The organism is Streptomyces sp. NPDC006463 (assembly GCF_042870715.1).
Classification (GTDB): domain Bacteria; phylum Actinomycetota; class Actinomycetes; order Streptomycetales; family Streptomycetaceae; genus Streptomyces.
The window spans coordinates 240,203-266,128 of the sequence record NZ_JBIAHP010000007.1; the positions used below are offsets into that span (position 1 = coordinate 240,203).

At 71.5% G+C, this 25,926-nt stretch carries 19 protein-coding genes and 1 tRNA gene; 7 read left to right on the forward strand and 13 right to left on the reverse strand.

The genetic code is table 11. From position 1 onward, the window contains the following. Window positions 1-247 precede the first annotated feature (247 nt). From ACFYOB_RS15445 to ACFYOB_RS15480, 8 genes are read right to left on the reverse strand one after another with little or no spacing between them, the layout of a single operon-like run. The gene (locus ACFYOB_RS15445) at window positions 248-1,243 is read right to left on the reverse strand and encodes a phosphatidylglycerol lysyltransferase domain-containing protein (protein ID WP_388560005.1); all 996 of its coding nucleotides are present in this window, start codon (window positions 1,241-1,243) and stop codon (window positions 248-250) included. Continuing rightward, on the reverse strand, window positions 1,240-1,773 hold the full coding sequence (locus tag ACFYOB_RS15450; protein WP_388560007.1) for a hypothetical protein: 534 nt from the start codon (window positions 1,771-1,773) through the stop codon (window positions 1,240-1,242). Before ACFYOB_RS15450 ends, ACFYOB_RS15445 begins: the two co-directional genes overlap by 4 nt. Continuing rightward, window positions 1,773-2,216: a type II toxin-antitoxin system RatA family toxin gene (locus tag ACFYOB_RS15455; RefSeq protein WP_388560009.1), complete on the reverse strand. Its 444-nt coding sequence runs from the start codon at window positions 2,214-2,216 to the stop codon at window positions 1,773-1,775. The genes ACFYOB_RS15450 and ACFYOB_RS15455 overlap by 1 nt, the downstream gene beginning before the upstream one ends. 1 nt (window position 2,217) lies before the next feature. Continuing rightward, window positions 2,218-3,513, reverse strand: a complete 1,296-nt coding sequence (locus tag ACFYOB_RS15460) for an aspartate aminotransferase family protein (RefSeq protein WP_388560011.1) — start codon at window positions 3,511-3,513, stop codon at window positions 2,218-2,220. 17 nt (window positions 3,514-3,530) lie between these two features. Then, window positions 3,531-4,658, reverse strand: a complete 1,128-nt coding sequence (locus ACFYOB_RS15465) for an acyl-CoA dehydrogenase (protein ID WP_388560013.1) — start codon at window positions 4,656-4,658, stop codon at window positions 3,531-3,533. Window positions 4,659-4,666: 8 nt separating this feature from the next. Continuing rightward, entirely contained in the window at window positions 4,667-6,274 is a 1,608-nt protein-coding gene (locus ACFYOB_RS15470; protein ID WP_388560015.1) for an aldehyde dehydrogenase family protein, read from the reverse strand. 2 nt (window positions 6,275-6,276) lie between these two features. Then, the gene (locus tag ACFYOB_RS15475; protein ID WP_388560017.1) at window positions 6,277-9,060 is read right to left on the reverse strand and encodes a beta-ketoacyl synthase N-terminal-like domain-containing protein; all 2,784 of its coding nucleotides are present in this window, start codon (window positions 9,058-9,060) and stop codon (window positions 6,277-6,279) included. Next, complete coding sequence (locus ACFYOB_RS15480; protein ID WP_388560019.1) at window positions 9,053-12,157, reverse strand: amino acid adenylation domain-containing protein; 3,105 nt, start codon at window positions 12,155-12,157, stop codon at window positions 9,053-9,055. Before ACFYOB_RS15480 ends, ACFYOB_RS15475 begins: the two co-directional genes overlap by 8 nt. Before the next feature lie 902 nt (window positions 12,158-13,059). On the opposite strand from ACFYOB_RS15480, the gene ACFYOB_RS15485 reads away from it, so the two are divergent. From ACFYOB_RS15485 to ACFYOB_RS15500, 4 genes are all read left to right on the forward strand, one after another. After that, the gene (locus ACFYOB_RS15485; protein WP_388560021.1) at window positions 13,060-13,887 is read left to right on the forward strand and encodes an alpha/beta fold hydrolase; all 828 of its coding nucleotides are present in this window, start codon (window positions 13,060-13,062) and stop codon (window positions 13,885-13,887) included. A 102-nt stretch (window positions 13,888-13,989) separates the two neighbouring features. Continuing rightward, the gene (locus ACFYOB_RS15490; protein ID WP_388560245.1) at window positions 13,990-14,736 is read left to right on the forward strand and encodes a thioesterase II family protein; all 747 of its coding nucleotides are present in this window, start codon (window positions 13,990-13,992) and stop codon (window positions 14,734-14,736) included. Between the two features lie 16 nt (window positions 14,737-14,752). Beyond that, window positions 14,753-15,283: an NADPH-dependent FMN reductase gene (gene ssuE, locus ACFYOB_RS15495; RefSeq protein WP_388560023.1), complete on the forward strand. Its 531-nt coding sequence runs from the start codon at window positions 14,753-14,755 to the stop codon at window positions 15,281-15,283. A 172-nt stretch (window positions 15,284-15,455) separates the two neighbouring features. Then, a complete protein-coding gene (locus ACFYOB_RS15500; protein WP_388560024.1) occupies window positions 15,456-16,652 on the forward strand; it encodes a helix-turn-helix domain-containing protein in 1,197 nt (398 codons plus the stop codon). A gap of 19 nt (window positions 16,653-16,671) precedes the next feature. Here ACFYOB_RS15500 and ACFYOB_RS15505 read toward each other — a convergent pair whose 3' ends face one another. Continuing rightward, window positions 16,672-18,147: an aldehyde dehydrogenase family protein gene (locus tag ACFYOB_RS15505; protein WP_388560026.1), complete on the reverse strand. Its 1,476-nt coding sequence runs from the start codon at window positions 18,145-18,147 to the stop codon at window positions 16,672-16,674. A 629-nt stretch (window positions 18,148-18,776) separates the two neighbouring features. On the opposite strand from ACFYOB_RS15505, the gene ACFYOB_RS15510 reads away from it, so the two are divergent. Both ACFYOB_RS15510 and ACFYOB_RS15515 read left to right on the forward strand, forming a co-directional pair. After that, window positions 18,777-19,436 carry a TetR/AcrR family transcriptional regulator gene (locus ACFYOB_RS15510; protein WP_388560028.1) on the forward strand — a complete coding sequence of 220 codons (660 nt, stop codon included), beginning with the start codon at window positions 18,777-18,779 and terminating at the stop codon, window positions 19,434-19,436. A 384-nt stretch (window positions 19,437-19,820) separates the two neighbouring features. Next, window positions 19,821-19,893, forward strand: a tRNA-Arg gene (locus ACFYOB_RS15515). 76 nt (window positions 19,894-19,969) lie between these two features. On the opposite strand, the gene ACFYOB_RS15520 is transcribed toward ACFYOB_RS15515, so the two are convergent. The 4 genes from ACFYOB_RS15520 to ACFYOB_RS15535 all read right to left on the reverse strand — a co-directional run bounded on the left by ACFYOB_RS15520 (window position 19,970) and on the right by ACFYOB_RS15535 (window position 25,521). Then, complete coding sequence (locus tag ACFYOB_RS15520) at window positions 19,970-21,238, reverse strand: ATP-binding protein (protein WP_388560030.1); 1,269 nt, start codon at window positions 21,236-21,238, stop codon at window positions 19,970-19,972. Between the two features lie 258 nt (window positions 21,239-21,496). Beyond that, a complete protein-coding gene (locus ACFYOB_RS15525; protein WP_388560031.1) occupies window positions 21,497-21,697 on the reverse strand; it encodes a hypothetical protein in 201 nt (66 codons plus the stop codon). A gap of 111 nt (window positions 21,698-21,808) precedes the next feature. Continuing rightward, window positions 21,809-23,671 (reverse strand): MFS transporter, encoded by a 1,863-nt coding sequence (locus ACFYOB_RS15530; RefSeq protein ID WP_388560033.1) that lies wholly within the window; start codon window positions 23,669-23,671, stop codon window positions 21,809-21,811. Between the two features lie 131 nt (window positions 23,672-23,802). After that, window positions 23,803-25,521, reverse strand: coding sequence for a D-alanyl-D-alanine carboxypeptidase family protein (locus ACFYOB_RS15535; RefSeq protein ID WP_388560035.1), 1,719 nt, complete (start codon window positions 25,519-25,521; stop codon window positions 23,803-23,805). A gap of 46 nt (window positions 25,522-25,567) precedes the next feature. Here ACFYOB_RS15535 and ACFYOB_RS15540 point away from each other — a divergent pair. Beyond that, a partial coding sequence (locus ACFYOB_RS15540; protein WP_388560036.1) for a hypothetical protein occupies window positions 25,568-25,926 on the forward strand: 359 nt, incomplete at its 3' end.

The following is a 25,926-nucleotide window of genomic DNA, read 5'->3' on the forward strand; positions in this document are numbered from 1 at the left end:
GGGGGGGGGGGGCGGGGGCGGGGGACCCCCGGCGGGCCCCCCCACCCGCCCCGGGGGGGGGCCCCCGCGGGGGGGGGCGGCGGGCCCCCCCCCCCCCCCGCCCGCCCCCGCTCATGTCCGGTCACGTCCGGGGGCTCGGCTCCCACGGCAGTGGAGCCACCGGATCGCGCACGAACGCACGTGACCCCCGTACCGGGCTCGATCGAGCCCGGTACGGGGGTCACGTGCGAACGCCGTGGGCGTCCCGTCAGATGGAGTTGGTCAGGCGCATCAGGTTCCACACCGCTGCGGGCCGGACGGCGCCCTGGAACGCCGCGTACTCCGGCTCCAGTACCTGGGGAGCCCACTTGAGCTTGAACGCCTCCTGGGTGCGCGCCGGATAGATCGCCTTGCCGTGCTCGGCGACGAGGCGCAGGGCCCGGGTCAGGACCCGGGAGGCGCAGGCCGGCTCGTGGCGGTCGCTCAGGCCGGCGAACGGCGTGAGCCCGAGGTGCAGCCAGCCCGCCCCTTCGGCGCGAAACAGCTCCAGCGCCGTCAGGTTCACCAGTTCGATCGTGCCCACAGTGGCCTGCGGAGACCGCCTCGTCAGGTCGTAGAGCCATCCGGGGCGGCTGCCCCAAGCCGGGGAGTAGGTGACGTAGCCGACCGTCATCCCTTGCCGGCGGGCCACGAAGGTGCGCCGCATCGCGGCGCCGGGTCCGCCCCTCTCTCCGATCAGGAAGGACAGCTCCTTCACGTGCCGTCCCTTGGCCCGCAGCCACGCGGCGTCCACGGCGTCCAGTTCGGACTGGTCGGACGCACGGGAGTCGACCTCGACGACGGTGACGCCCTCCCGCCGGGCACGGGAGACGTTCTGCCGTACCTTCGCCAGGGCCTTGCCCCGGAGGGTGAACGCCGACAGGTCGATGCTGTACGAGGTGCCGATCTGGTTGACCGTGAACCCCCGGGACTCGTACAGCGGCACGTCGCGGGCGCGGACCTGCGCCGCCGTCAGCCGGGCCGTTCCCCGGACGCCGCCCGCGACGCGCTCGATGAACTCGTCGAGCAGTGCGCCCCGGTCTCCTTCCGCCGCCCACGGCCCGCCGAACTGGACCACGTGCCGTCCGCACCGCCGGTAGGCGGTGACGCCGGGAACCCGGGTGCCCGTCCATCGCGTGGTGGCCGCGTTCAGCGCCAGTGCGCCGCTGGGGTGGTCGGCGTGGGCGCCGAGGAGGGCGACCTCCTCGGCGGCGGCCTGGATCACCGGTGGCCTCCCACGGGCACCCGGCGGGAGGTGACGGTCGCGGAGGCCGCCTGCTCCCTGCCGGGCCGTCCGGCACCCGGCCCGTCGGGTGCCGCGGCATAGGCTTGTTCGAATGTGGTGAACGCCGGGTGCGCCTTGGGCTCGAAGGCCACGCCGAACGGCTTGAAGAAATTGCCCAGCAGGCCCCTGTCACCGCACAGATGGACCGGCACGGCCAGCAACGCCCACTCCCAGCCCACCAGCCAGCCCCAGAGGGCCACCACGGCGCCGGCGGTCAGCCAGCTGTGCATGGTGTTGTAGAGCACGTAGTAGCCGCGCGGTATCGGCCGGCCCTTGGCCCGGCGGTGTGCCAACGCGCCGGGCAGGTAACCGATGACGTCGATGTACGCGAACATGCCCACGGCCACCGGCCACCGGACCTCGTCCCAGTGGGCGATCAGCAGGCCGGCGCTGAGGAGCAGACCGACGACGAACTCGGTCCGCAGCAGCCGGAAGGTCACGGGCGTCTCGAAACGGTTCACCGGGTCCATCAGGCGTCCCTCCCGTCGCCGAGCAGGGCCCGGAGTATGTGCGCGATGGTCTCCCGCAGCACGCGCTCCGCCACCGGATCCACGATGTTGGCGAGGGTCGGGAGGCCGAAGTCGAAACCGGCGGTGAAGGCGACGTCTGTACCGCCGTCGGCCGCTTCGACGGTCCACGCCCCGTCGAAGGTCTCGAAGTCGCCGTGGAGCTGGCGGAAGGAGATCCGCAGCGCGGAGTCGTCGAACACGTCCTCCTCGGTCCAGGCCAGTACACCGTTGCGGAAGTCCACTTCCCAGTCGCTTCGGACCGAGCCGTCGTCGAGGGACGGGTGGACGATCACCTTCCGTACGGTGTCCACGAGTTCGGGGTACCGCGCGAAGTCACGGATCCGGGCGTATGCCTCGGGAGCGGCGATGCCGGGGGCATGGAAGTCGAGTCGTACCGAGCGCATCTCAGCGCCCTCCTGTCGGGGTGGAGAGGCCGTGGGACGGGACGGGGAACCGCTCCCCGAGCGTGCGGGCGGAGTCCCGCACGGCTTGTTCGAGTTCCTGCGCCTCCGCGTCGGTGAGCACGGCGGGCGGGGTCAGCCGGACCACGGCGTGGGCGTTGAGCGAGTGGTTGACGATCACGTCGCGGTGCAGCAGCTCCAGCAGGAACTCGCCGGCCAGGCCCGCGTCGTGGAATTCGATGCCGATGAGCAGCCCGGCCCCGCGGACCTCCCGGACCAGGTGCGGGCAGTACTCCGCCACGGCCCCGGCGATCTGCGGCAGCAGCAGTTCGCCGAGCCGCCGGGCACGCTCCACCAAGCCCTCGTCCTCGATGACCGCGATGGCGCTCTCCGCGGCCGCCATGGCCACCGGAGCGGCGGCGAAGGTGGAGGTGTGGATGAACGGATCACGGTCGAAGGGGGCGAAGGCGCGTTCGGTGGCGACCGCCGCCGCGACGGGGATCACCCCGCCGCTGAGGGCCTTGCCCACCAGCAGCACGTCCGGCACCACCCCCTCGCGGTCCGCCCCCCACCAGCTTCCGAGCCGGCCCAGACCGGTCATCACCTCGTCCAGGACGAAGAAGGCCCCGGTCTCGGCGCACACGGCCGCGATCGCCTTGAGGTAGCCCACCGGAGGCACCACCACGCCCGCTTCACCCTGTACGGGTTCCACGATGACCACGGCGTCCGAGCCGTCCGGGCCGAGCGCACGCGCCAGCGCCCCGACGTCGCCGAACGGCACATGCGTGGTGTCCGGCAGCAGCGGCTGGAAGGGCTCCCGGTACAGGTCCTTGCCGGTCGCGGACAGGGCGCCGAGGGTCTTGCCGTGGAAACCGCCCTCGGTGGCGACGATCCGCCGGTGTCCATGGCTGCGGGCCAGCTTCAGCGCGGCCTCCACGGCCTCGGCACCGGAACCGCAGAAGTGCACCCGGTCCAGGCCTTCGGGGGTGACCCGGGTCAGTGCGGCGGCGGCCCGTGCCGCCGCCGGGTCCAGCAGGAGCCGGGTGGACAGCGGGTGGGTCCGGATCTGCCGCTCGACGGCGGCCACCACCCGCGGATGACAGGCGCCGGCCAGGAACACCCCGTAGCCGCCGCAGTTGAGGAAGGACCTGCCGTCCTCGGTGACCACACGGGAACCGGACGACGAGGACTCCACGTGTCCCCCGAACATCTCCCCCAGCCGTCCTCTGCCGCTGCTGAGGTGCGCCTTGTACAGGCCGGCGATCATGTTGCCCCCCGTGGGCGCGGGCTCCCGGCGCACGCTTCCTCCTGTCCCGTTCACTGCACCCTCAGCGGGGCGCCGGTGTGGTGGTCCAGCAGCGCCTGGGCGCTGGCGGTCCTGGACGGGGGGTGGAAGGCCAGGGCCCGGCTCACGGCGAGGAGGTGGCCGGTATCGGGAGCGGTGGCGAAGGCCAGGCCGCCCAGCAGCTCGGCCGCCAGGTCCGCGGTGTCGACCAGCAGTTCCTGGACCGCGTAGCGCGCGGTGAGTGCCGCCCCGAGCTCCGGATTGCCGACCACGCCGGCGTCCACCGTGCGGGCCACGTTCTCCGCGAGCCCCGCGGCCGCCTCGATGCCCGTGACCAAGGACGCCCGGTCGGTCACACTGCCCCTTCCCGACCTGAGCGCGGCCTGTGCCAGACGGCCGACGGCGCCGGTGTACGCGGACGTCACCAGCAGCTCGAACCAGACGAAGCCGACCGTCTGGAGGGTGTCCAGTCCCGTTCCGAGCTCCACCTGGGGGCGGAGCATCAGCTCCGGCGGCACGTGTACGTCCTCCAGTACGACCTCGTCGCTCTCGGCACCCGCGAGGAACGGTGAGCCCCAGAACGGCCGACGGGTGATGCCGGGGGACTCCGCCGGTACCAGCGCCACCCCCAGCTCGCTGCCGCCGTCCGCGCCGGGCAGCGCCACACCCGCCGTGAGCAGGTTCATCGAACGGGACAGGCTGCACGGCTTCTTGGAGCCGTTGACCAGGTAGCCGCCGTCCACGGGAACCGCGGTGACCGCCGAATCCAGGATCCCGGCTCCCGCCCGGCCCTCGGCGAAGCCGGACGCGACCAGCAGCCCGTCCCGTGCGATGCCCTCGATCAGCATCCACTCCAGGCCCCCGGCATCGGCCGAGGCCACGAGAGCCACCAAGGAGGCGACCGAGAAGTTGTGCATCGCCGTGGCCACGGCCAGCGAGGGCGACAGCGCACCCAGCGCGCGGGTCACCCGGACCGCTTGCAGGGCGGTCGCGTTCCCACCGCCGTAGGTGCCGGGCACGAGCAGGCCCGGGCCACCGGTGGCCCGGAACAGCTGCAGACCGTCACTGCCCGGTGATTCCAGGTCGGCCAGCGACCGGTGCTCCAGCTGCGCGGCGAGGCCCGGCAGCGCCTTGTCGCACGCCTCCCGTGCGATGTCCATCGCGCGGATCACAGCGCCTCCCGTACGTCGGGGCCGGCGAACACGGCGCCGGCCGGATCGATGCCGGCGGCCACGCTCACGCCCTGGAGGTGGCTGGTGCGCAGCGCCGGATAGTTCGCCTCGCCGCAGGGTCCCCCGGTGAGGCCGGTGCCGCCGTGGGTGGGCAACACGGGCAGGAACCCGAGGTGGGAGTCGTTGACCTTCAGCAGGCCCCCGCTCCGCACACCGTCGACGAACGCCTGGATCACCTCGGGGTCCTTCGCCCACAGCGAGTTCCGCAGGCCGTACTGGTTGGTGTCGGTGAACTCCACGAGCTGCTCGATCAGCGCCTCGTCGGGCGTGTTGTGCGGCACCACCACCGGAAGCAGCGGGAAGAACGTCTCCTCCCGCACGACACGCAGGGCGCGCGATTCCTTCAGCCCGTCCACCCGGACGACCGTGGGCTCCAGGAAGAGGCCGCTCACCTGGTTGGGCGTACCGTCCACGTCGAGTCGCCGCCCGCCCCGGACCAGCCGGGCCCCCAGGTCCAGGGCCTCGTCCAGCACGTCCTGGAACGCGTCGGTGCGCCGGACCGGCGACAGCAGCACGTCGGTCTCCTCGGGCAGCCCCGGCTTGATCCCGCGGACCCGCTCGCTCAGCTTCTCCAGCAGCTGGTCGGCGACGTCCGGGTGCACCACCGCGACGTTGGGCACCATGCAGATCTGCCCGGATCCGTAGAACGCCTCCGCCAGGGCGGTGGCGGCCAGGTCGAGGTCGGCGTCGCGCCACACCACGCAGATGTCGTTGCCCGCGAGCTCCAGCACGGGCTTCTTGCCGTGCGCCACGCATTCGGCGCCGAACGCCACGCCCGTTTCGCTGCCGCCGAAGTACATGATGTCGTCGACGAGCGGACTGTCCAGCCATTGCCGCAGCGTCTGCGGCGCGTCCGAACAGACCACGGACAGGATTTCGGTCGGCGCCCCGGCCGCCTCGAGGGCCGGAACGAACAGCTCGTGCACGGCGTGCAGCACGCCCAGCGGTGCGCTGCGCGGTGCGCGGACGACCAGGGAGTTGCCTGCGACCAGGGCCCAGGCGCCGAGCATCACGTTCGCCAGCGTGGCGTTCTGCGGAGGGTTGAGGCAGACCACTCCGTCGGCCACGCGCCGCACCGTGAGCTGCCGCTCCCCCAGCGTGACGTGCTGCTCCATCTGGGCGGCCAGGAACTCCCTGGTGCGCGGGCTCGTGTTGACGATGATGCCGGACACCTCCCAGCGGGCCAGCGCCCACGGATGGCCTTCGGCGACCAGCATGTCGACGATCTCGTCGTGCTTCTCCCACGTGATGCGGTGGAGCTCTTCCACGAGCCGCATCCGCTCCTTGAGCGGCCGGGCGGCCCATGCGCGGACCGCTCCCGCGGCCGTGCTCAGTGCCGCCTCGACGTCGTGGCGGTCGCCCACCGAGCAGCGTCCGACCACGGAGTCGGGTGCCTGCTCCACGGGCAGCCTTCCCCGTTCCAGATCCCTCTTGGTCCGGATGGAGCCGATGACGTCGGTCAGCATCGCCGATGCCCGCACTGTGTACGTCCACTCGTCGGAGAAGGTCTCCCTGCCTCCGATGTAGGAACCGTAGCTCAGCATGATCAGTTCGCCTCCTGTCCGGCGCCGCGGGCGTCGTCGGCGTCGAAGTCGGCCACGGCCTCGTCGAAGGCGGCGGCGAGGACCTTGATCGGCTCCCCGTCGGCGAACATCGAGAAGTGGTCGCCCAGCACCTTCATGACCTTCAGGCGCCCCGTCAGATGGGACTGCCACATGGACTTGTCGACCAGATTCATGCGCAGCGCGGTGTCCAACCGGACGGTGCTGTCGGCCTCTTCCGCGCGCAGCAGGACCACGTCCCCACGGAACCGCCGGTCCGGGTAGTGCCCTTTGAGCAGGTCGTAGTTGTGCTGCCAGATCTGGTAGAAGCCCTTCTCGCGCAGCTCCCCGATGTCCAGGCCGTCGCCTCCGGCGGCGTCCAGCAGCAGCGGGAAGGCGTCGGCGAACTCCTCGTCGCTCAGATGGCGGCCGACGTACGTCTCGGGCGGGTAGCTGTCGAGCATCACGAGGGCTTCGACGTGCTCCCCCGCCGCTTGGAGCTGGAGGGCCATCTCGAAGGCCACGTTGCCGCCGAAGGAATAGCCGCCCAGCCGGTAGGGCCCCTCGGGCTGCCGGTGCCTGATCCGCTCCAGGTAGAGCGCGGCCAGCCCGCGCAGGGAGGTCGGAGCGCTGCTCACGGCGCCGGGGAACGAGAGGGCCGCGAGGGGCACCTGCGACCCGGAATGGGCCACGAGCCCCGTGTAGACGAAGTTGGTCCCGCCCGCGGGGTGGACCATGTGCAGGGCCCGGCCCGAACCTTCCCGCAGGGTGATGATGCCGTCGGACGCAGCACCCTCGCCTGCGAGCAGGTCGCACAGCCGCTCGGCCACCTTGCGCGCCGTGCGCAGCTCGGTGAACTCGTCGAAGCCCAGGTCGACGCCGAACTCCTCGCACAGACAGGTGACGACCTCGACCGCGAGCATCGAGTCGCCCCCGAGGTCGTAGAAGTCGTCGTCGGGAGCGATGTCGCTCATGGAGAGGCGGGGTTCCAGGACGGACAGGACCTGGCGCAGGATCAGGTCCGTGTCGGCCCGGCCGGCTCCCTGGGGATGGGGAGCTGCGGCCGGGCGACCGGCGACCGGGACCTCGGGGGTGGGGTCCTGGCCGGGCTCGGGCAGCCGGAGGTCCGGCTCGATCCAGTGACGTTCCTCGTTCAGGGGGTGTCCGGGCAAGGACAGCTTGCGTCCCGCAGGACCGTCCCATGCGGCGGGCGGGCGGCCCTGCGCGGCGACCGTCCCCGAGGCCAGCGCCTGCAATCCGGTCCTGACCTCGTCGAGGGTGGCCGCGTCGAAGACGTGGGTGACCGCCATCCGGGCGCGGCCCTCGAAGAGGGTGTAGGCAAGGTCCCGGACCGTGGGGGCGGTGGCGTCGTCGGCGAGGCGGTGGAGGAGTTCCGTCGCCATCGCGTGCAGTGCGTCCTCGTCGCGGGCGCTCAGGACGACGGGGTACCGGACCGCCTCGGCGGCGGCGGGCACGGCGGGCGTGGGCGCCGTCTCCAGTACGCAGTGCACGTTGGTGCCGCCGAGCCCGAAGGAGCTGACCGCGGCGGCGGCGAGCGGTGCGTCGTGGTAGCGCACCGGTTCGGTCGGCACCGTGAACGGCAGGGACGCGTCGGCGTGGGGGCTCAGCCGGTTGAAGTTGATCTGCGGCGGCACGGTCTGGTGGTACAGGGCCAGAGCCGTCTTGATGAGACCGGTGACACCGGCCGCGGCGTCGAGGTGACCGAGGTTGGCCTTGATGCTGCCGATGCGGCAGTCGGGTGCGGGCCCGCCGGCCGCTCGGTAGGCGGCGGCGAGCGACACCAGCTCCAGCGGGTCGCCGACGGTGGTGCCGGTGCCGTGTGCCTCGACGTAACCGATGCCCGCCGGGTCCAGGCCGGAGGACTCCAGTGCGGCCCGGATCACGGCCTGCTGTCCGGCCGGGCCCGGGGCGGTGAAGCCGATCTTCTCCGAGCCGTCGTTGTTGACGGCGCTGCCACGGATGACGGCGTAGATGCGGTCGCCCTCCGCGAGGGCATCGGCCAGCCGCTTGAGGACGACGACTCCGCAGCCGTTGCCCTTCACCGTGCCGGCCGCGTCGGCGTCGAACGGGCGGCAGTGGCCGTCCGGGGACAGGATGCCGCCCTGCTGGTAGCGGTAGCCGCTGGTCTGGGGCACGGTGATGCTGACTCCGCCCGCCAGGGCCGCCTTGATCTCCCCGCGTTCGAGTGCGGCGCAGGCCAGGTGCACCGCGGTGAGCGAACTGGAGCACGCGGTCTGGACGCTGAGGGCGGGACCGCTCAGGTTGAGCTTGTACGAGACGCGGGTGGCGAGGAAGTCCTTGTCGTTGCCCATCAGGACCGGATAGCTGAGGGCCGCGTCGGCGAACTCCTCGGAGCGCAGCACGTTGGAGAGCAGGTAGGAGCTCAGGCTGGTGCCCGCGAAGACGCCCACCGGACCGTAGTCCGGGCCGGGCGCGGTCGCCGCGTCCTCCATCGCCCGCCAGGCGCAGGTCAGGAAGACCCGGTGCTGCGGGTCCATCAGCTTGGCGTCACGCTGGGTGACTCCGAAGAACCGGGCGTCGAAGAGGTCGGCGTCCGCCAGGTCGGCGCCGCGGCGCACGTAGCCGTCGGCGTTCGCCCGGTCGGCCGGCACCCCCGCGGCGCTCAGCTCGTGGTCTTCGAAGCTCCGTACGGACTCCTCCCCGTCCATCAAGCGCTGCCACAGTTCCGTGGTGTCGCGGGCGCCGGGGAATTCCCCTGCCATGCCCACGATCGCTATGGCGCCGCCGGTCGTCTGGCCGTCAGGCATGTGCGGTCCCCCGTATGGACTCGATGTGCGCCGCGAGCCGGCGCACGGTGGTGTGCGTGAAGAGCTGGATCATTTCCAGCCCGGGGAGGGAGAGTTCCTCCTGGAGCTGCTGGTGGGTCTCCACGACGTGCATGGAGGTGCCACCGATGTCGAAGAAGTTGTCGTCAGGGCCGAAGTCGGTGGTGCGCAGGATGCGGCTCCACACCGCACGCACCACCTCAGCGGTGGTTTCGGCGGCTTCGCCCGTCGGCGGGGCCGTGGGCTCGTCCCGGAGCTGCGGCCAGGGCAGAGCCGCGTCGTCGACCTTGCCGTTGACGGTGAGGGGGAGGGCGTCGGTCCTTACCACGCGGGACGGCACCATGTACGCCGGCAGCCGGCCGCGGACCTCTTGCCTGATCTTGGCGTCGGCGGGCAGTTCCGGCCCGGTGACGAAGGCCACCAGCGCCGGGTGGTCGGGGTCGCGGCGATCCAGCCGGACCGCACACTCCCGCACCCCCGTGACGGCGAGGAACGCTGACTCGACTTCGCCCAACTCGATCCGGAATCCGCGCAGTTGCACCTGGTTGTCCATCCGGCCGAGGTGCAGGAGCGTACCGTCGGGCCGGACCAGGCCGAGGTCGCCGCTGCGGTACACACGACGGCCGTCCACGGTCGGGAACCGCTGCCCGGTCAATTCGGGCCGCCGCAGGTAGCCGAGGGTGACACCGGCCCCGCCGACCCAGATCTCCCCGGGCACGCCGGGCGGGCAGACGTGGCCGTCCTGGTCGACCACCGTGACGGTGAGGTGGGACAGCGGCCGGCCGATCAGCGAGGCGGTCTCCGTGTGGACCTGCTCGGGAGTGACGGCATGGTAGGTGACGTGGACGGTGGTCTCGGTGATGCCGTACATGTTGACCAGCTGGGCCCGCTCCCCCATGAGGTCGTACCAGGGGCGGAGCGCCGCGTAGCGCAGGGCCTCGCCGCCGAAGACCACATGCCGGACGGCCAGGTCGTCGGCGTCCCGCGGACGCATCACCTTGAGCAGCTGGTTGAAGGCGGACGGGGTCTGGTTGAGTACGGTGACCTGCTCCCGGATCAGGAACTCGCGGAAGTCCTCGGGTGACTTCGCGGTGACCTCCGGGACGATCGCCAGGCGTCCGCCGTACAGCAGCGCGCCGAAGATCTCCCAGACGGAGAAGTCGAACGCGTAGGAGTGGAACAGGCTCCAGGTGTCGTCGGCGCCGAAGCCGAAGTCCTTCTCGGTGGCGCTCATCAGCCGCATCACGTTCCGGTGGGTGACGCGCACGCCCTTGGGGCGGCCGGTCGATCCGGAAGTGAAGATCACGTACGCGCAGTCGTCGGGGTGCGTCACGACCGTGGGGGGCCGCTCGGCGTCCGGCACGCCCCCGGTGGGCACGGCGGGCAGCAGTCCGGCGCCGGGCCAGCGGTGCTCGTCCTCGATCACCGGGAGACCGTCGGGGAAGCTGTCGAGGATCTGGTGGATGCGTGCGGCCGGGGAGTTCGGGTCCAGGGGTACGTACGCCTTGCCCGCCTTGAGGACTCCGAGGATGGCTGCGACGAGCTCCGGGCCGCGGCGCATCGCAATGCCGATGTAGTCGCCCGGGACGTGCGCCGCGAGGTGCGCCGAGATGCGGTCGGCGCGGTCGTTGAGCTCGCCGTAGCTCATCGTGGCACCTTCGTGGACCACGGCGATGCGCTCTGGACGTGCGAGCGCGACGGACTCGAACCAGTCGGCGAGGGACACCTGGTGCGCGGGTTCCGGCTGGTCGGCGTGATCGGGGTTGACCAGTGCCTCCAGCCGCTGCCGGGCCGGGCCGTCCAGGGCGGGCAATTCGGTGATGCGCCGCTCGGGGGATTCGGCGACCAGGCGAACGATGTGGTGCATCACGGACAGCGGGTCGCTGGCCCACTGCTCGTGGGAGCACTCGGCGTGGATCTCGAAGTCCGTCGTGTGGTCCTCGACGTTCATCGACATCGGGTACTTCACGACGCGGCGGCCGAGCGGGAGCTGCTCCACCGTGCAGTCACCGAGCGGGACCTTCAACGACTGCTTGTAGTACGTGAAGGTGTGGTCGGTGCTCAGCGGTCCGTCGACGGCGGCGGGGCAGACCTCGCGTGCTGCGGCCGCCAGGTCGAAGTCCTGGTGGCGCAGCATCACGGTCTTGGCGACCTCCAGCGACCTGCACAGGTCGGCGAAGGTGTCGTGGGCGGTCAGGTCGCCCACGAGCGGGAGCGTGTTGACGAAGTAGCCGAAGGCCGAGCGCTGGCGCAGGCCGCGGCGGTTGGAGACGGGGATGCCCACGACGGGGTTCCGGCCACCGGTGCACCGGGCGTAGGTGACGAGGTAGGAGGCGAGGAAGAAGGTGAAGGGCGTGCAGCCCAGTTCCTCGGCCCGCTGCCGGACCAGCGCGCTGAGCTCGCCGTCCAGCCGCAGGTGGCGCTCCTCGCCGAAGATCGCACCGTCGGGGCCGCGGTGGCCCCGCAGGTGGTCGTCGCTCAGCGAACTCAGCCCGGAGAGCTGCTCGCGGAAGAAGGTGATGGCCTGCTCGGACGCCGGGCGCGGCTGTACCAGCAGGGACGGCGCGTCGAGGACGGAGTCCGGGAGGTCCGCGTCGGGGTCCTCGTAGAGCCGGGCGATCTCGCCCACCAGGTGGAAGTGGCTGTAGCCGTCGGCGACGAGGTGGGAGAAGAACATCGTCAGGTACGCCGCGTGGTCGTCCTGGTACAGGTGGAACGCGAACTGCCGGGGCGCGTCCGGCGGGAGGGGCGTGTCGGCCTGGCGGCTGAGCAGGTCGGTCACCGTGCCCCGGCCGTCGCCCGGGAGCACCGTGACCGGCACGAGGTCCTCCGGGCTCCCCTGGTAGGGGCGGTGAACGGCCACGACGCGTCCGTCACGACGTTCGAACGTGGTGTTGAGCGCACGGATACCGGCGCCCAGCCGGGCGAGCACACGCCGCAGTCGCGGCAGGTCCACCTCACCGGTGATCCTGAACGCCGCCGCCAGGTTGAAGGCGGGATCACCGGGATAGAGCTGGGCGTGCGTGTAAAGCTTGAGCTCTGCGGGCGTTGCCGCCGCAACGGAAGCGTGAATTTCCATGTGTATATACCAACTTCACGTCAGTAGGAGTCCGGACGCCGCGTCGATCAGACGTCTCGCGAACGTGTGGTATCCGACGAAGAAAAGCCTGGATCAGGCCTTCGGGCATGAAGCTAACCGAAAACCTTCAGAACGATTTCCCAAGAGGTTGGGATTTCATGACATGAGCCCGTGTGAGGAGCGTCGGCAGAACCAGTGTCACGGCAGTCCACGTGACAGCCGAACGCTTCGGTCACGGAATATGGAAAACGCACACCACGGCGGGCGCCGCCGACGTGATCCGGCTGCGAGCAGGTTGCGCGAACGATGCCAGCTTCATGTATCCCCCGTACGTATGACATGGCGGACGGCGCCGAGCAGACGCGCCGTCTGGCCCGCCCAGGAGTAGAGAAACACCTGGTCAGAGCGGGCTTATTGAGCCAGTGACGGCCGGTCCGAGTGCGCTGCGGACGAGTGCATGCAGTCGCTGGCGCCTCAACTCAGAACGATCCGACTCGTTCCAATCTAGATCCTCCGGCACGCACCGTCAAGCGCCGATCGCCCACCCGGAGCAGCTCCGGACAGCCGCTGCGGCAACCCCTCTGAATAAGGTTTGCGTTCACCGTTACCGACGGGTACGTTCCCCGGAGGGAAGGCATCGGCCGACAATTCAGAACGGTCTAGGCCTGTGGGCATCACCGCTTTTGGCGGACTCTCCGCCCTGTTGCCCCGCCTCACCTTTCCGGTAGGGGACGCACACACATCGGCACCGGACCGGGTCGTCGACGACTTCCCGGTGGAGATCCACCCGATTCCGGGTCATGGAATCCGTTGCAGCAAATTCAGGGGGAGTGCATGTTGCAGAATGCCCGTAGCCGGGCCCATCCATCGGGCCTGCCGCGCCCGGCGTCCGACGATACGGCGTGAACACCCACTGGCGGCCGGCCGGACGCCCGGGCCTCTACACAGCGGGCCCGCGGGACGGCACGCCCTTGGTGCTCGTCCACGGCATCCGGCTGTCGGCCTGGATGTGGGCCCCGTACGCCACCCGGCTCGCACCCGACTTCAGGATCACCGCGTGCGACCTGCCGGGGCACGGAGCGCTGCGCACGGAGCCCTTCACTCTGGAGGGGGCCGTCGAGCAGATCGACGCGGCGGTCGCCGAGGCTCGCGACGCCACCGGACTGACCCCGTGGGTCGCCGGTTCGTCACTCGGGGGCTACGCCACCCTCGCCTACGGCGCGACCCGCCCCGGCCGGGCGGCCGGCCTGCTCGTCAATGGCGCCACCGCACGGACCACCGGAGGAGTCCGCCGCGTGTACGCGACCGCGGACCGGGTCCTGAGCGCCGTGGGGGAGTCAGGCGCGGACCGTCTCAACAGGTGGCTGTTCCGGATGGCGTTGCCGTCCGAGGTGTGTGCCGCGGTACTGCGCGGCGGACTCGCCATGCGCGGCTTCGGCCAAGTGGTCGCCGACCTCGCCGGCAGGGACTTCCTGGCCATGGCCGGGAGCCTCACCACTCCGGTCGTCTTCGTCAACGGCCGTCGGGACCGGCTCTTCCGCTCCGGTGAACGGGATTTCGTGAACGCCGTGCGCAGCGCCGGAACCCCGGTTCGGCTGGCGCACGTCCCCGGCCCCCACGTGCTGTGCCTCACGGACCCCGACACCTTCAGCCGGGTACTCGTCCGCGGCCACCGTGAACTGGGCCGGCTCACGGCCCCTCCACCTGCTCCGGCCCTCCCCTCCCCCTGACCCCGCCCGCCCCGGCGGCGCCCTTTCACCCTGGCCCGTGGAGGACCTGTGACCCCCTGGCTCCGCATCCTGAACTCAACCACCCGTGCCCGGGCGCGGATCGTGTGCCTTCCCTATGCCGGAGGCATGGCTGCCGCCTACCGGTTCTGGGCGGCGACCCTCCCTCCGTACGTGCAGCTGTTCGGCGTCGAGCTCCCCGGCCACGGAACCCGGGCGGCGACCCCGCCCGAGGAGCGCCCGGAGAGGATCGTCCGCAGGATCAGCCTGGAGGTGGCCCCCCTCGCCGCAGCGTCGCCCCTGGTGCTCTTCGGACACGGCACGGGTGCCCTCCTGGCCTATGAGGTGGCCAGGAGTCTGTCCGCGAGGGGTACGCCGCCCTCCGCCCTCGTGGTGTCCGCCCTGTGCCCCGCCGACCGGCTGGACCGCAAGGCCAACGGCGTCCTCGCCGAGCGCAAGGACCTGCTGCAGGCCCACCTCGCGCGCCTCGGCCAGCCGCCCCTGGAGGTCTGCGCGTCGCCCGGTACGGACGGGGCCGAGCTGCAGGCCGCACAGCTGCGCGCGGCCCGCGCCGACCTCAGGATCCTGGCCGGCGCACCCGCCCCGGCCGCCCCGCTCGACGTTCCGGTGCTCGCCCTGGCCGGACGCCACGACATCTCCTGCCCACCCCATCTGATGGCGCACTGGCAGCGGCACACACGACGCTGGCTGGGCCTGCAGATCATGCCGGGCGACCATTTCTTCCCCTGGGAGGACGACGAGGTGCCCTGGCTGTTGGGCAACATCGCGACCACCCCGCCGGGCAACCACGCCGTCACGCCGGACAGCCTCCTGGCCGGCGTCGCCACCTGACGAAAGGACACTGCGGATGGCCACCATTCTCACCGTCTGTGCGAGCCCGGCCGCTCGCTCCGGCACCCGGGCAGCGCTGGAGCAGTTCGTCGTACCGCGGTTGGTACGGCACGGACACCGCGTGACCTGGCTGTCGGTCCGCGACCTGCCCGCGGGACCACTGATGGAAGCCGACGCCGCCGAGCCGGCCATCCGCAGGGCCGCGGCCGAGCTGGCCGCCGCCGAAGGCGTCGTGATCGGCACTCCCGTCTACAAGGCCTCCTTCTCCGGACTCCTGAAGGTCTTCCTCGACGTCATGCCCCGGGACGCGCTGAGCGGCAAGTCCGTCCTGCCCGTGGCGACCGGCTCCTCCCCTCTGCACGGTCTGGCGCTGGACTACGCGCTGCAGCCCGTGCTCAACTCCATGGGAGCCCGCCACGTCGTTCCCGGTTGCTACGTCACCGCCCTGAACCTCAAGGAAGGGGGGACGGGCCCGACCGCCTTGGAGCACGGCGCGGACCGGCTGCTCGGTTCACTCGGCCCCGCCGTGCCGGTCCGCGCCGCCTGAGCAGCCCGGTCGACGGAGGAGCCCGGCAGCACCGAACCTCCGCCCCGGCCCCTCAAGGCGTGTTCGTGATCACCTGACATACTTCCGGGCGCCCCGGCCCGTCTGCGATCCCGACTGCAACACTATGGTCGTCCCTGTACAGCAGCACTGACGCTCCATCAACGGGACGGACATGGAAACACCCACATCCGAGAGGCGCGCCCACGAGAGGGAGCCGGCGAACGGGGAGCCGGACCGGCAGCGGACGCCCGTGGCGCATCTCGCCGGAATCCTCCGGGACCGTTTCGACCAGCTGTCCGACGCCTCCACCAGGGCGGTCCTGGAACAGGTCCCCAGCTTCAGGGAGTGCGGGCAGGACGGAGCCGACCTCGCGTCCACGGTGCGGCAGTTCCTGCACGTCGGGATCAACGCCCTCGCGGAGTCCCGTACGGCCACCACACCGGCGGAGGCCGAACTCGCACGGGCCTACGGGGCCCGCAAGGCCGTGGAAGGCATCCCGCCCGACGAACTGACCCTCAGCTTCTACGTCGTGCTGCGCGCGGTGTGGGTCGAGTTCCCCTGGAGCACCGCTCAGGGCGACATCCTCACCACGCTCATCGGCGCGATGGAGCGTTCCATGCACTGGCTGCAGAACATCACCACCGCCGTGAGCTCCGGCCATCACGAGGCCCTCGTCGGCACCTGGCTGGACGTCAGTGTGGTGGGGCAGCAACTGCTCAACGCCCTGGACGACAGCGACGCTTCCGACGCCGACGTGCGGCTGGTGGTCCAGCGCCTCGGCATGGACCCCGAGGGCAGCTTCCAGGCGTGGGTCGCCCCCCACCCGGAGGACGGCTCCGCGGGCCGGCTGCTGCACACGCACCTGAGCCAACAGCCCGGCCGTTGCGCGGTCGTCCGTACCGACGGCCACCTGGTCGTGGTCGGCCAGCGGACGGACGCGTCGGCGGTCGAAGCCGCCCTGTCCGAAGCCGGAGCCGCCGTCGTGGGCGTAGGCCTGCGCAGGGACGGCGTGTCGGGGGCCCGCCACAGCCTGGGCGACGCACGCAGCGTCCTGCGGGTCACCCGGCACCGGCCCGGTGTGCACCGGTACGCCAGCCTGTGGCTGTTCGCGCTGGCGGCGGATTCAGCGGCTACCACGCAACCGTTGCTCCAGGACGCCCTCGCCGCGGCACGGGCGCATCCCCATCTGGCCGACGCGGTGCGTGCCTTCGCCGACCACGGCTTCTCGGTCGCCGCGGCGGCTCGCGCCCTGCACCTGCACGCCAACACGCTCACCTACCGGCTGGAGCGCTGGCACGAGCTCACCGGCCTGGACTACCGCGACTACATGGGGCTCGTCACCTCCCGCACGGCCGTCGGATGCGTCTGAGCCGTGCGCCGTGGCGCGCTCACCGGGAGTGCAGCCAGCCGATCAGCCGCTCCAGCCGGGCCATGTCCCGTGGGCCCCGCGCGTAGGTGGAGACGGCCAGCGGAACGTCGAACAACTTGCGGGTGCGGGCCGTGGGCACCGTGAACTCCCGGAGCCCGTCCGCTCCGTGAATGCGCCCGAAGCCGGACCGGCCCCGCCCGCCGAACGGCAGGGCGGGCACGGCGGGGAAGGAGAGCACGTCGTTGATGCTGACCATGCCGGCGCGCATCCGGCCCGCGAGCTCGCCGGCTCCCCGGCGCGCGAACACCGCGGCACCGAGCCCGTAGTCGGAGTCGTTGGCCCGATCGACCCCCTCGGCCGCGTCCGCGACCCGGTTGACCACCAGCACCGGGCCGAACGTCTCCTCCCGCACCGCCGCCGAGTCCTCGGGGACGTCGGCGAGGATCACCGGGCCGGCCACGTAGGGCGGCTGAACCGATTCCGGTCCCCCCACCACGGCACGTCCGCCGCGGGCCAGGGCGTCCTGGATGTGCCGGCGGATCACGTCGAGCTGAGCGGGCATGGTGATGGGGCCGAAGTCGGCCCGTGCCCGCACCTCCTCGGCGCGCCGGGCCAGCAGGTCGAGGAACTCGTCGTACACGGGGTCTGCCACGTAGACCCGCTCGATCCCGGCGCAGGACTGGCCGGCATTGCTGCACCCACCCCAGAGGGCGGCCTCGACAGCAGCCGGAACATCAGCGTCCGCGGCCACCACCATGGCGTCCTTTCCGCCGAGCTCAAGGAGGACCGGCGTCAGCGAGGGGGCGCAGGCCGCCAGCACGCGGGCGCCGGTGGACGGGGAGCCGGTGAACGCGATCTTGTCCACGCCCGAGGTGCACAGGGCCGCGCCGGTGGCGCCGTGTCCCGTGCTGAGCTGAAGGACGGACCGTCCCGGCACCGCCTCCTCGAACGTGTCCACCAGCCACCGCCCGATGGCCGGGGTGTATTCGCTGGGCTTGAAGACCACCGTGTTGCCCGCCGCCAAGGCGTAGGCGATGGACCCGACAGGTGTGTGCACGGGGTAGTTCCACGGCCCGATCACACCGATGACACCGTAGGGCCGGTATTCCAGGGTCGCGAGGTGGTTGAGCATCAGCAGACCCGACGGAACGCGTCGCCGCGCCAGCACGCTCCGCGCGTTGCGGGCGGACCAGTCCACGTGCGCCAGGGCCGCGGTCATCTCGACCACGGCGTCGGCCCGTACCTTGCCGTTCTCCCGCTGGAGGAGGTCGAGGACCTCCTCCAGCCGGCGGGCCATCACCCGGCGCCACTCCAGCAAGTGGGCGCGCCGGCCGTCGTGTCCGAGGCTCCGCCACCAGGAGCCCGCTTCCCTGGCCCGGGCGACCTTCTCCCTCACGGTCTCCTCGTCGTCCACGGCGAACGCGGCCACTGCACGGGAGTCGACGGGGCTGTACGAGACCAGGTTCGTCGTGCCGGAATCTACGGTGGAGGCCATGCCGAAGTGCCCTTTCGTGGAGGTGGGACCGAGCTGGACCGGCCACGGCCACGGCGCCGACGCCGACGCCGGGAAAGGCGCACATCCGTAACGTGCGGCCGGGTCGCGGTCGTCGCCGCGACGCCGTGCGGACGCGCACCGGCCGACGGGCGGCAGCCCACGGGTTGGTTCGGCGGTTCTTTCCGGGCATGAGCAGCGCCGCGACGGCCCGGAGTCTTGACAGTGCCCTGGTGCCGTTCCTACTGTAAAACGATACGAGCCGTTCTGACCAGCCCCTGGAGACCACGCCCACACGACCGCCGGACGCCGTCCATCGCCCCCATCGCCGCCCCGCGGCGCCCTGGACGGAACCCCCAGATCGCCCCCCTCGCCACCGGGGCCCGGGACGCACTTCTCCCGGAGCTCTGACCGTCACCGCACGACCGAGAGCCGCCACGCCCGCCAGGCGCCCCGCTCCGCCCGGCCGCGAGGCTCGCCGCGCACGCCGCAGCGTCGCACCCGGTTCCCGATCTGCCGGTGTGGGCTCCCGGGACGTCCCGGCGGCCCATAATGAATACGAGCCGACTCGTTCTACCGCGAGGCGGTCAGACATCCGACCCGTCAATGAACACGCGTTGCAGGAGAGGCGAATGGGGACGAAGCGAACCTTGCAGAACGTCGTGGACGCAGGCGGCCCTCACCGCCGGGACCTCGAAGCGAGGCGACGCATCCTCGCCTCCGCACTCGAACTGCTGGAGAAGCGCGGGTACGCCCGCCTGACCATCGAGCAGGTGGCCGTCAGCGCCAAGGTCGGCAAGGCCACTCTCTACCGGTCATGGCCCAACAAGGCGGCCCTGGTCCTCGACGCGGTGCGGAGCAGGCTCAAGGAAGTGCCCACCGTCGAGACCGGGAACACCCGCGACGAGCTGTTGAGCGTCGCGAAGGAAGCCCTCGCCAGCTTCTTCGGGTCCCCGCAGGTGCAGGCCATCCTTCCCGCGCTCGTCGCCGACACGGCACAGAACCCCGAACTGCGCCGGCAGTTGCGGGAAGAGGTGATCGAGCCGCGCCGAGCCCGTTCGCGCACGGTCATGGAGCGGGCCATCAGCCGTGGCGATCTCCCCGAGGACACCGACATCTCGCTGGCACTGGAGATGTGGGCGGGAGCGATGATGTTCCGCAGCGTCTTCTACGACGGCGGGTACGACGACGACGCCCTGGCCCGGCTGGTGGACGCCACACTGGCCGCCCCGCCGCGCTTCGGCACCGCCGAAGACACGGAGCCCGTCTACGACACCGGCAACGGCGCCTGACCCTTCACTACTGACGCATCCCCCCTAGGGCACGGCATCTCCCGCCCCGCTCACATGCCCTTTGATCCTCGCAGGGGGAGCCACCCACCTCCATCGGGGAATCCCCGAAATACGGCCGCGCGATTCCGTGTATCCGACAGGCACTCCAGGAGGGTCCCGCTACGCCCGGCTCGGCGACTCCGTCGCGTCGCCCGCCCCAAGATCGCCCACGCCCTCGCGGCCCGAGCCGGAGCGCACGTATCTCCGCCTACGGATCATGCACCACCCGCTACACTGACCGCGGTGGCTACACCCTCACGGGTTGCCACCACGCCTGTCGCCAGACACGCCTGAGCAGTCCGCCTACCTCGGCAGACTCTCAGTCACGTTTTCCGACAGATCCCCGCCTTCGTAGCTCAGGGGATAGAGCACGGCTCTCCTAAAGCCGGTGTCGCAGGTTCGAATCCTGCCGAGGGCACAGACCGAGGACCCCCAGCCGATTTCGGCCGGGGGTCCTCGTCGTCGTGCCGCAACATGCGGGCCCGGTGCGGGAGTTACTCCGCATCTTCGGTGGCCGGCGGCGTGGGGAGGGTGAGGCGGGCCTCGGCGCCCCCCTGAGCGGGGTTGCGGAAGGCCAGGGCGGCGCCGAGGGCGCGGGCCTGGCCCGCGGCGATGGTCAGGCCCAGGCCGTGGCCCTTGTTCATACCCTCCGTACGGAACCGCTGCGGGCCGGCGGTCAGGAGGTACTCCGGGTAGCCGGGGCCCGCGTCCGTCACGGTCAGGGTCCGGCCGTCCACCCTGACCGTGACCGGGGCCGCGCCGTGCTTGTGGGCGTTGGCGATGAGGTTGCCCAGGATCCGCTCCAGGCGGCGCCGGTCCGTCTCCACGCAGAGGGACGAGACCACCTCCAGGGCCGTGTCCGTGCCCGAGGCGCGGATCGTACGGGCCGCCAGGTCGGCCACGTCGTACGAGTCGAGGTCCACGCGCTCCGTGCCCGTGTCCAGCCGGGAGATCTCCAGCAGGTCCTCGGTGAGCGCGCGCATGGCCCGTACGCGGTCCCGTACGAGCTCGGCGGGGCGGCCCGGCGGCAGGAGCTCGGCGGCCGCGTTCAGGCCGGTCAGGGGGGTGCGGAGCTCGTGGGCGACGTCCGCCGTGAACCGCCGTTCGGCTTCCAGCTTGCGCTGGAGCGAGGAGGCCATCGTGTCCAGGGCCCGGGAGACGGCCGCCACCTCGTCCTTGTTCCGCGGGCTGTCGCCGACCCGCGCGTCCAGGTCGCCCGCGCTGATCCGGCGGGCGACCTGCGCGGTCAGGTGCAGCCGCCGGGTGATCCGGGTGACGCCGAGCGCGCCGATGAGGAGGGTGCCGCCGATGGCGAGCACCGAGGAGCCGAGGATGGCCCGGTCCAGTTCGGCGATGGTCCGCTCGGCGGCGGTGAAGTCGACGGAGACGGCTATGGCGCTGTCGTGGTCGGCCGGGGCCGCCGCCCACATGGCGGACCGGCCGCGGTGTTCGCCGATGGCCGTGCCGCGCTTGCCGCTGATCGCCAGCCGGCGCAGTTCCGCGGGCAGGCCGACCGGGTCTATGCCCTCGCCCCGCGCCATGCGCGTGCCCGCCTCGTACGCCGCGACGGTCCGCTCCAGCTTGGCGAGCGCCTTCTCGCGCGCCGTGCCGACGGTCTGGTGCGTCATGGCGTTGTGCACGAGGCCGCCGAGCAGGGCCGCGAGCCCGCAGCACATGAAGGTGATGAAGAGGGCGGCCTTCCAGGTCAGGGTGGAGGTCCAGGCGGGCAGCCGGAGGCTGGTCGTGCGCTGGGTCTCGTTCATGATCCTGCAGACCCGTCCGTCCTCAGTTGTCCGTCGCCGGGCTCCCCGGTCAGCCCACGGTAATCGGCCTGCCTGAGCGGGCATCAGGCGGCCTCCGGTCGAGATCACGCCAGATCAGGCCAGATCACGCCGGAGCGCGCGTACGGGAGCGGATGCGGTGCCGGATACTCCCCCTCAATGCCGTGAAGGGCGCCGCGCAGGACGCACGAAGCCCTCCCGGCGGTAGCCGGAAGGGCTGTCCGAGTAGTTACGAAAAGGTCAGCTCAGGCCTCTGCTGCGCTCACCGATGCGGTCACCCTGCGGAGTCCCGGACCGCTTCAGGGCCGCCTTCGTGTGCGCCCCGCCCTTCACCTTGCTCCGCACCAGGCCGTCGAAGCCGTGGCCTGCCGGACGCGGCGGCCGATCCGGTTCCGGGGCTTGGAAAGCCGCTCGGAAGTCCTGCTTCTGCTCTTTGCTCATCCCGTCGTCAACTCCCTCGGGAAGCACCCAATCGGACTACTGGGATCGTAAGCAGATATACGGGACAACGCACCCGGACCGGGCGCAAAGTTTTCCGGATCGCCTCGTGGATCAAGGCCGGGGCGGAGCGGGCCGCTCCGGCGGCCCCATCACGCCGTGGACCATCTCCTCCGGGCAGGGCGTGCCCCGCGGCAGCTGGTACTTCGCCGCCACCCGGTACTCCCCCGGCGCAGGCGCGAGCAGCTCCGTCCACACGTCGCCGGACTCGTCCGGCGCGGCCTTGAACAGGCATCCGGCCGTGTTCGCGTACTCCTTCACAGCGGCGGCCTTCGCCTTCGACGCGAAGGTCTCCGCCGGCGGCGCCACCGGCTTGCCCGCCGCGTCGACCAGCCCCAGCCACGGCGAGTGCGGGATGCGCACCAGCACCCGCCCGGGCTGCTTCACGTCGATGACGAGCCGGTCGGCGCCCGCCCGCACCACCGTCGCCGGCCCGGACACCAGATCCGTCGGCTCGTGCACCTTGAACAGCTGCCAGTTCGCGTCGCCCCACACCTGATGGAGGTACGGGAGCCCCTCGCGCACCAGCTTCGCCTCGTCCTCGCCGCCCGAATCGGGTTTGTCGGCGGGCAGCACCACGTAGTGCACGGCCCAGCGCGCCAGCCAGGCCCGGTAGCTGTCGGCGGTGAGGGTGTCGTCGTAGAAGAGCGGGTTCCGCTCCAGGTCGGCCTGCCGGTTCCAGCCGCGCGCGAGGTTCACGTACGAGGGGAAGGCCGAGGACTCGCGGTGACTGCTGGCCGGGACCACCTCGACCCGGCCCCGGTCGGCGCCTGCCTTCTGCAGCTGGTCGACGAGCGGGGCCAGCTCACGGTTCCAGGCGGCCACCGGGGTGGTGCGGACGATGTCCGTGATGCTGTTGGTGGTGATCCAGATGTTCATCCCGGCGAAGGCCAGCAGCACCCCGTACCAGTGCCGCGAGCGCCGGACCGGGTACGGGAGCGCCGCGAGCAGCACGGCCCCGCCGAACAGCATGACCAGCCGGGTCACGTTCGAGCCGACCTGGGAGTCGATCTGCCAGGTCAGGTAGACCCCGAAGGTGTAGACGGCCGAGGCGATCCGGACCGTCTTCCAGCGCTTCGGAACGAGGAAGAGGACCGCCAGGGCGAACACGAACGGCGGCGCGGCCGAGCCCAGCTTCATCGGCTGCGTCCCGGAGAAGGGGAACAGCCAGGCCGACAGCCCGACCACGGCCACCGGGGCCAGCCCCAGCGCGTACGCACCCGGGCGCCGCCCGCTCAGGAACAGCGCGGCCGCGATCACCCCGAGGAAGAGCCCGGCGACCGGGCTGGCGGCGGTCGCGAGCCCGGCCAGCGGAGCCGCGGCGGCCGCCTTGGCCCAGCGCCGCTCCGCCCATTTGCGGGGCCAGCAGAAGACGGCGGCGACCGCGCCGAGCGCGAACATCACGCCGAGGCCGAAGGTGACGCGGCCCGAGAGGGCGTTGCAGAACAGCCCGTACACCCCGGCCAGGGCGGGCCACAGGGGCTCGCGCACGGCCCCGCGGCAGCGGGTCAGGACCAGGGCGAGCAGCCCGGCCGAGACGGTACCCGCGATCATCATCGTGGTCCGGACGCCGAGCATGTGCATGAGGTACGGCGAGACCACGCTGTACGAGACCGGGTGCATGCCCCCGTACCAGGCGAGGTTGTACGCCGAATCGGGGTGGCGGCCGACGAATTCCGCCCAGGCGTCCTGCGCGGCGAGATCGCCGCCGCTGCTGGCGAAGCTGAAGAACCAGACGACGTGCAGCACCCCGGCGAGCAGCGTCGACACCGCGACCGGGTGGCGGCGGACCCGGTCGAGGACCCGGCGGGGTATGCCGCCGGGCGCGGCGGGAGCGGGCAGCGCGGTGTCGCCCTCGCCGCCGGCGGCCGACGAAACGGCTGCCCGCGGGCGTCCCTGCTGCTCAGCGGTGGTCACTGCCGCACTCCCCAACACGTGGATCAACAGATGGGTCCACACCCGCGGACACGTCCCGGGTCCCGGGACGTGAGACGTGCTCCGGCGTCCCGGGGTTGCCCGGGACGCCGGATCCACGCTCCCACCTGCTGTCAGCCGACGCGCGTCAGCTTGCTCCCGATGCCCGGCGCGACGAGGTCGCTCTGCAGGGCCACGGGCACCTTCACCTGGCTCGCGCCCTCACCGACGGTCAGTACGCCGATCTCGGTACCGGCCGTGGCGGTCTGCGGGATCTTGCTGCCTCCGTCGGCGAGCTTCACGTCCACGGTGAGGCCGGCCCAGCCGACCGCCTGGACGTCGGCGGTGGCGACGACCGGGGTCCGGCCCCCGAGGCCGTCGTCCACGTGGCCCACGACATCGCCCTTCTTCACGACGGGCGCGCCGTCGAGGGCCTTCTGGGTGGCGATCATCAGCTGCTTGCTCGCGGCGAGCACGCTGTCGATGATCGGCGGCTTGTGCTGGCCGAGGACGGCTCCGACGATCAGCTGGTTGGTCTTGCCGACCTTCTTCTGGGCGGCGAAGAGCAGGTTTCCGCCGGCCTTGGTCGTCGTACCGGTCTTGATGCCGAGCGAGTCGTTGTACGGGACCAGGCCGTTCCAGTTCCGCCAGCTCTTGCCCGACGGGTCGACCCAGTTGGGCTTCGAGGTGATCTCCAGCAGCGCGTCCATCTCGACGAGCTTCAGGCCCAGCTTCACCTGGTCCTCGGCGGTGCTGACCGTCGTCGCGTCCAGACCCGAGGGGTCGGTGTACGTGGTGTTGGTCATGCCGAGTTCCTTGGCGGTGTCGTTCATCTTCTTGACGAACGCCTCCTGGGAACCGGAGTCCCAGCGCGCGAGCAGCCGCGCGATGTTGTTGGCCGACGGGATCATGAGGGCGGCGATCGCGTCGTGCTCCGAGATCTTGTCGCCCTCCTTGACCGTGTCGAGGGTGGACTCGTTGTCGGTCGAGTTGTTCTTCTTGCCCTCGGTCTCGGCCGTCTTGTCGACGTCGATCATCTGGCCCTGCTCACCCTTCTTGAAGGGGTGGTCGCGCAGGATGATGTACGCCGTCATCGACTTGGTGACGCTCGCGATCGGCACGGGCTTCTGCTCGCCGGACTGGCCGAGCGTGCCGAGGCCTGCGGCGGCCATGTAGGCCTGGCCCTCGCTGGGCCAGGGCAGGTCGGGCTTGGAGCCGTCGAACGTGTACGAGGACTTCGCGGTCATCACGAGCTTCGGCTGGGGCAGGGGGCGCACCAGCTGGACGACGGCCAGGATGATCGCGAGGAGCACGACGAGCGGGAAGTAGATCTTGAACCGCCGGATCGCGGTGCGGAGCGGGCTCGGCGGCGGGGGCGGGTTGTTCGTGAGGTCCGCCAGCATGTCGAGCGGCGGCTTGGGGGGCAGGGGCTGCTGTGTGGTCCGCTCCGTGCGGTCCATCGCGGGGGCGGGCGCCGGGGCGGGCGCGGACGCGGACGCGGGCGCAGGGGCCTTCGGAGCGGCGCCCTTCGGAGCGGGGGCCTTCGGGGCCGGAGCCTTCGGAGCCGGGGCCTTCGGAGCCGGGGCCTCGACGGGCTTCGGCTTCGGCTGCTGACCGGGCTCGTCGGTCCGCAGCGGCACGAAGGTGCTGGCCTTCGGCGCCGCCGCGGCGGAGTCGGCAGCGGCGGGCTTCACGGCCCGGAAGACGGCGGTGCGCTCGCTGTCGGCCGACTCCTCGGCGGGGGCAGCCTTCGGCTCGGCCGGACCCGGAGCGGAATCAGCGGCCGGCTTCGGCTTCACCGCACGGAACACGGCGGTGCGCTCGCTGTCCGCGGACTCTGCGTCGGAATCCACCTTCGGAATCCGGAACACCCCGGTCCGCTCACGCGGAGCGGGCTCCTTGACGGACTCGCCCCCGGAAGCGGAATCGGAATCGGAGGCCGAAGCGGAATCAGCCTTCGGCTTCACGGCCCGGAAGACGGCGGTGCGCTCGCTGTCGGCCGACCCGTCGGCGGGAGCGGCCTTCGGCTCCGCCGAACCGGAATCGCCCGACCGGTCGGCCGGAGTCTCCTTCGAACCGGCCGGAACCGAATCGGCGGCGGCCGGCTTCACGGCCCGGAAGACAGCAGTGCGCTCGCTGTCGGCCGACTCCTCAGCCGGAGCAGCCTTCGGCTCCGCCGAACCGGAATCGCCCGACCGGTCGGCCGGAGTCTCCTTCGAACCGGCCGGAACCGAATCGGCGGCGGCCGGCTTCACGGC

Bases quoted from the DNA above. Each gene is read 5' to 3' on its own strand.
- ACFYOB_RS15450 (WP_388560007.1), bottom strand. From the start codon at position 1,773: ATGGACCCGGTGAACCGTTTCGAGACGCCCGTGACCTTCCGGCTGCTG.
- ACFYOB_RS15455 (WP_388560009.1), bottom strand. From the start codon at position 2,216: ATGCGCTCGGTACGACTCGACTTCCATGCCCCCGGCATCGCCGCTCCC.
- ACFYOB_RS15465 (WP_388560013.1), bottom strand. From the start codon at position 4,658: ATGGACATCGCACGGGAGGCGTGCGACAAGGCGCTGCCGGGCCTCGCC.
- ACFYOB_RS15470 (WP_388560015.1), bottom strand. From the start codon at position 6,274: ATGCTGAGCTACGGTTCCTACATCGGAGGCAGGGAGACCTTCTCCGAC.
- ACFYOB_RS15475 (WP_388560017.1), bottom strand. From the start codon at position 9,060: ATGCCTGACGGCCAGACGACCGGCGGCGCCATAGCGATCGTGGGCATG.
- ACFYOB_RS15480 (WP_388560019.1), bottom strand. From the start codon at position 12,157: ATGGAAATTCACGCTTCCGTTGCGGCGGCAACGCCCGCAGAGCTCAAG.
- ssuE (WP_388560023.1), top strand. From the start codon at position 14,753: ATGGCCACCATTCTCACCGTCTGTGCGAGCCCGGCCGCTCGCTCCGGC.
- ACFYOB_RS15500 (WP_388560024.1), top strand. From the start codon at position 15,456: ATGGAAACACCCACATCCGAGAGGCGCGCCCACGAGAGGGAGCCGGCG.
- ACFYOB_RS15505 (WP_388560026.1), bottom strand. From the start codon at position 18,147: ATGGCCTCCACCGTAGATTCCGGCACGACGAACCTGGTCTCGTACAGC.
- ACFYOB_RS15510 (WP_388560028.1), top strand. From the start codon at position 18,777: ATGGGGACGAAGCGAACCTTGCAGAACGTCGTGGACGCAGGCGGCCCT.
- ACFYOB_RS15520 (WP_388560030.1), bottom strand. From the start codon at position 21,238: ATGAACGAGACCCAGCGCACGACCAGCCTCCGGCTGCCCGCCTGGACC.
- ACFYOB_RS15525 (WP_388560031.1), bottom strand. From the start codon at position 21,697: ATGAGCAAAGAGCAGAAGCAGGACTTCCGAGCGGCTTTCCAAGCCCCG.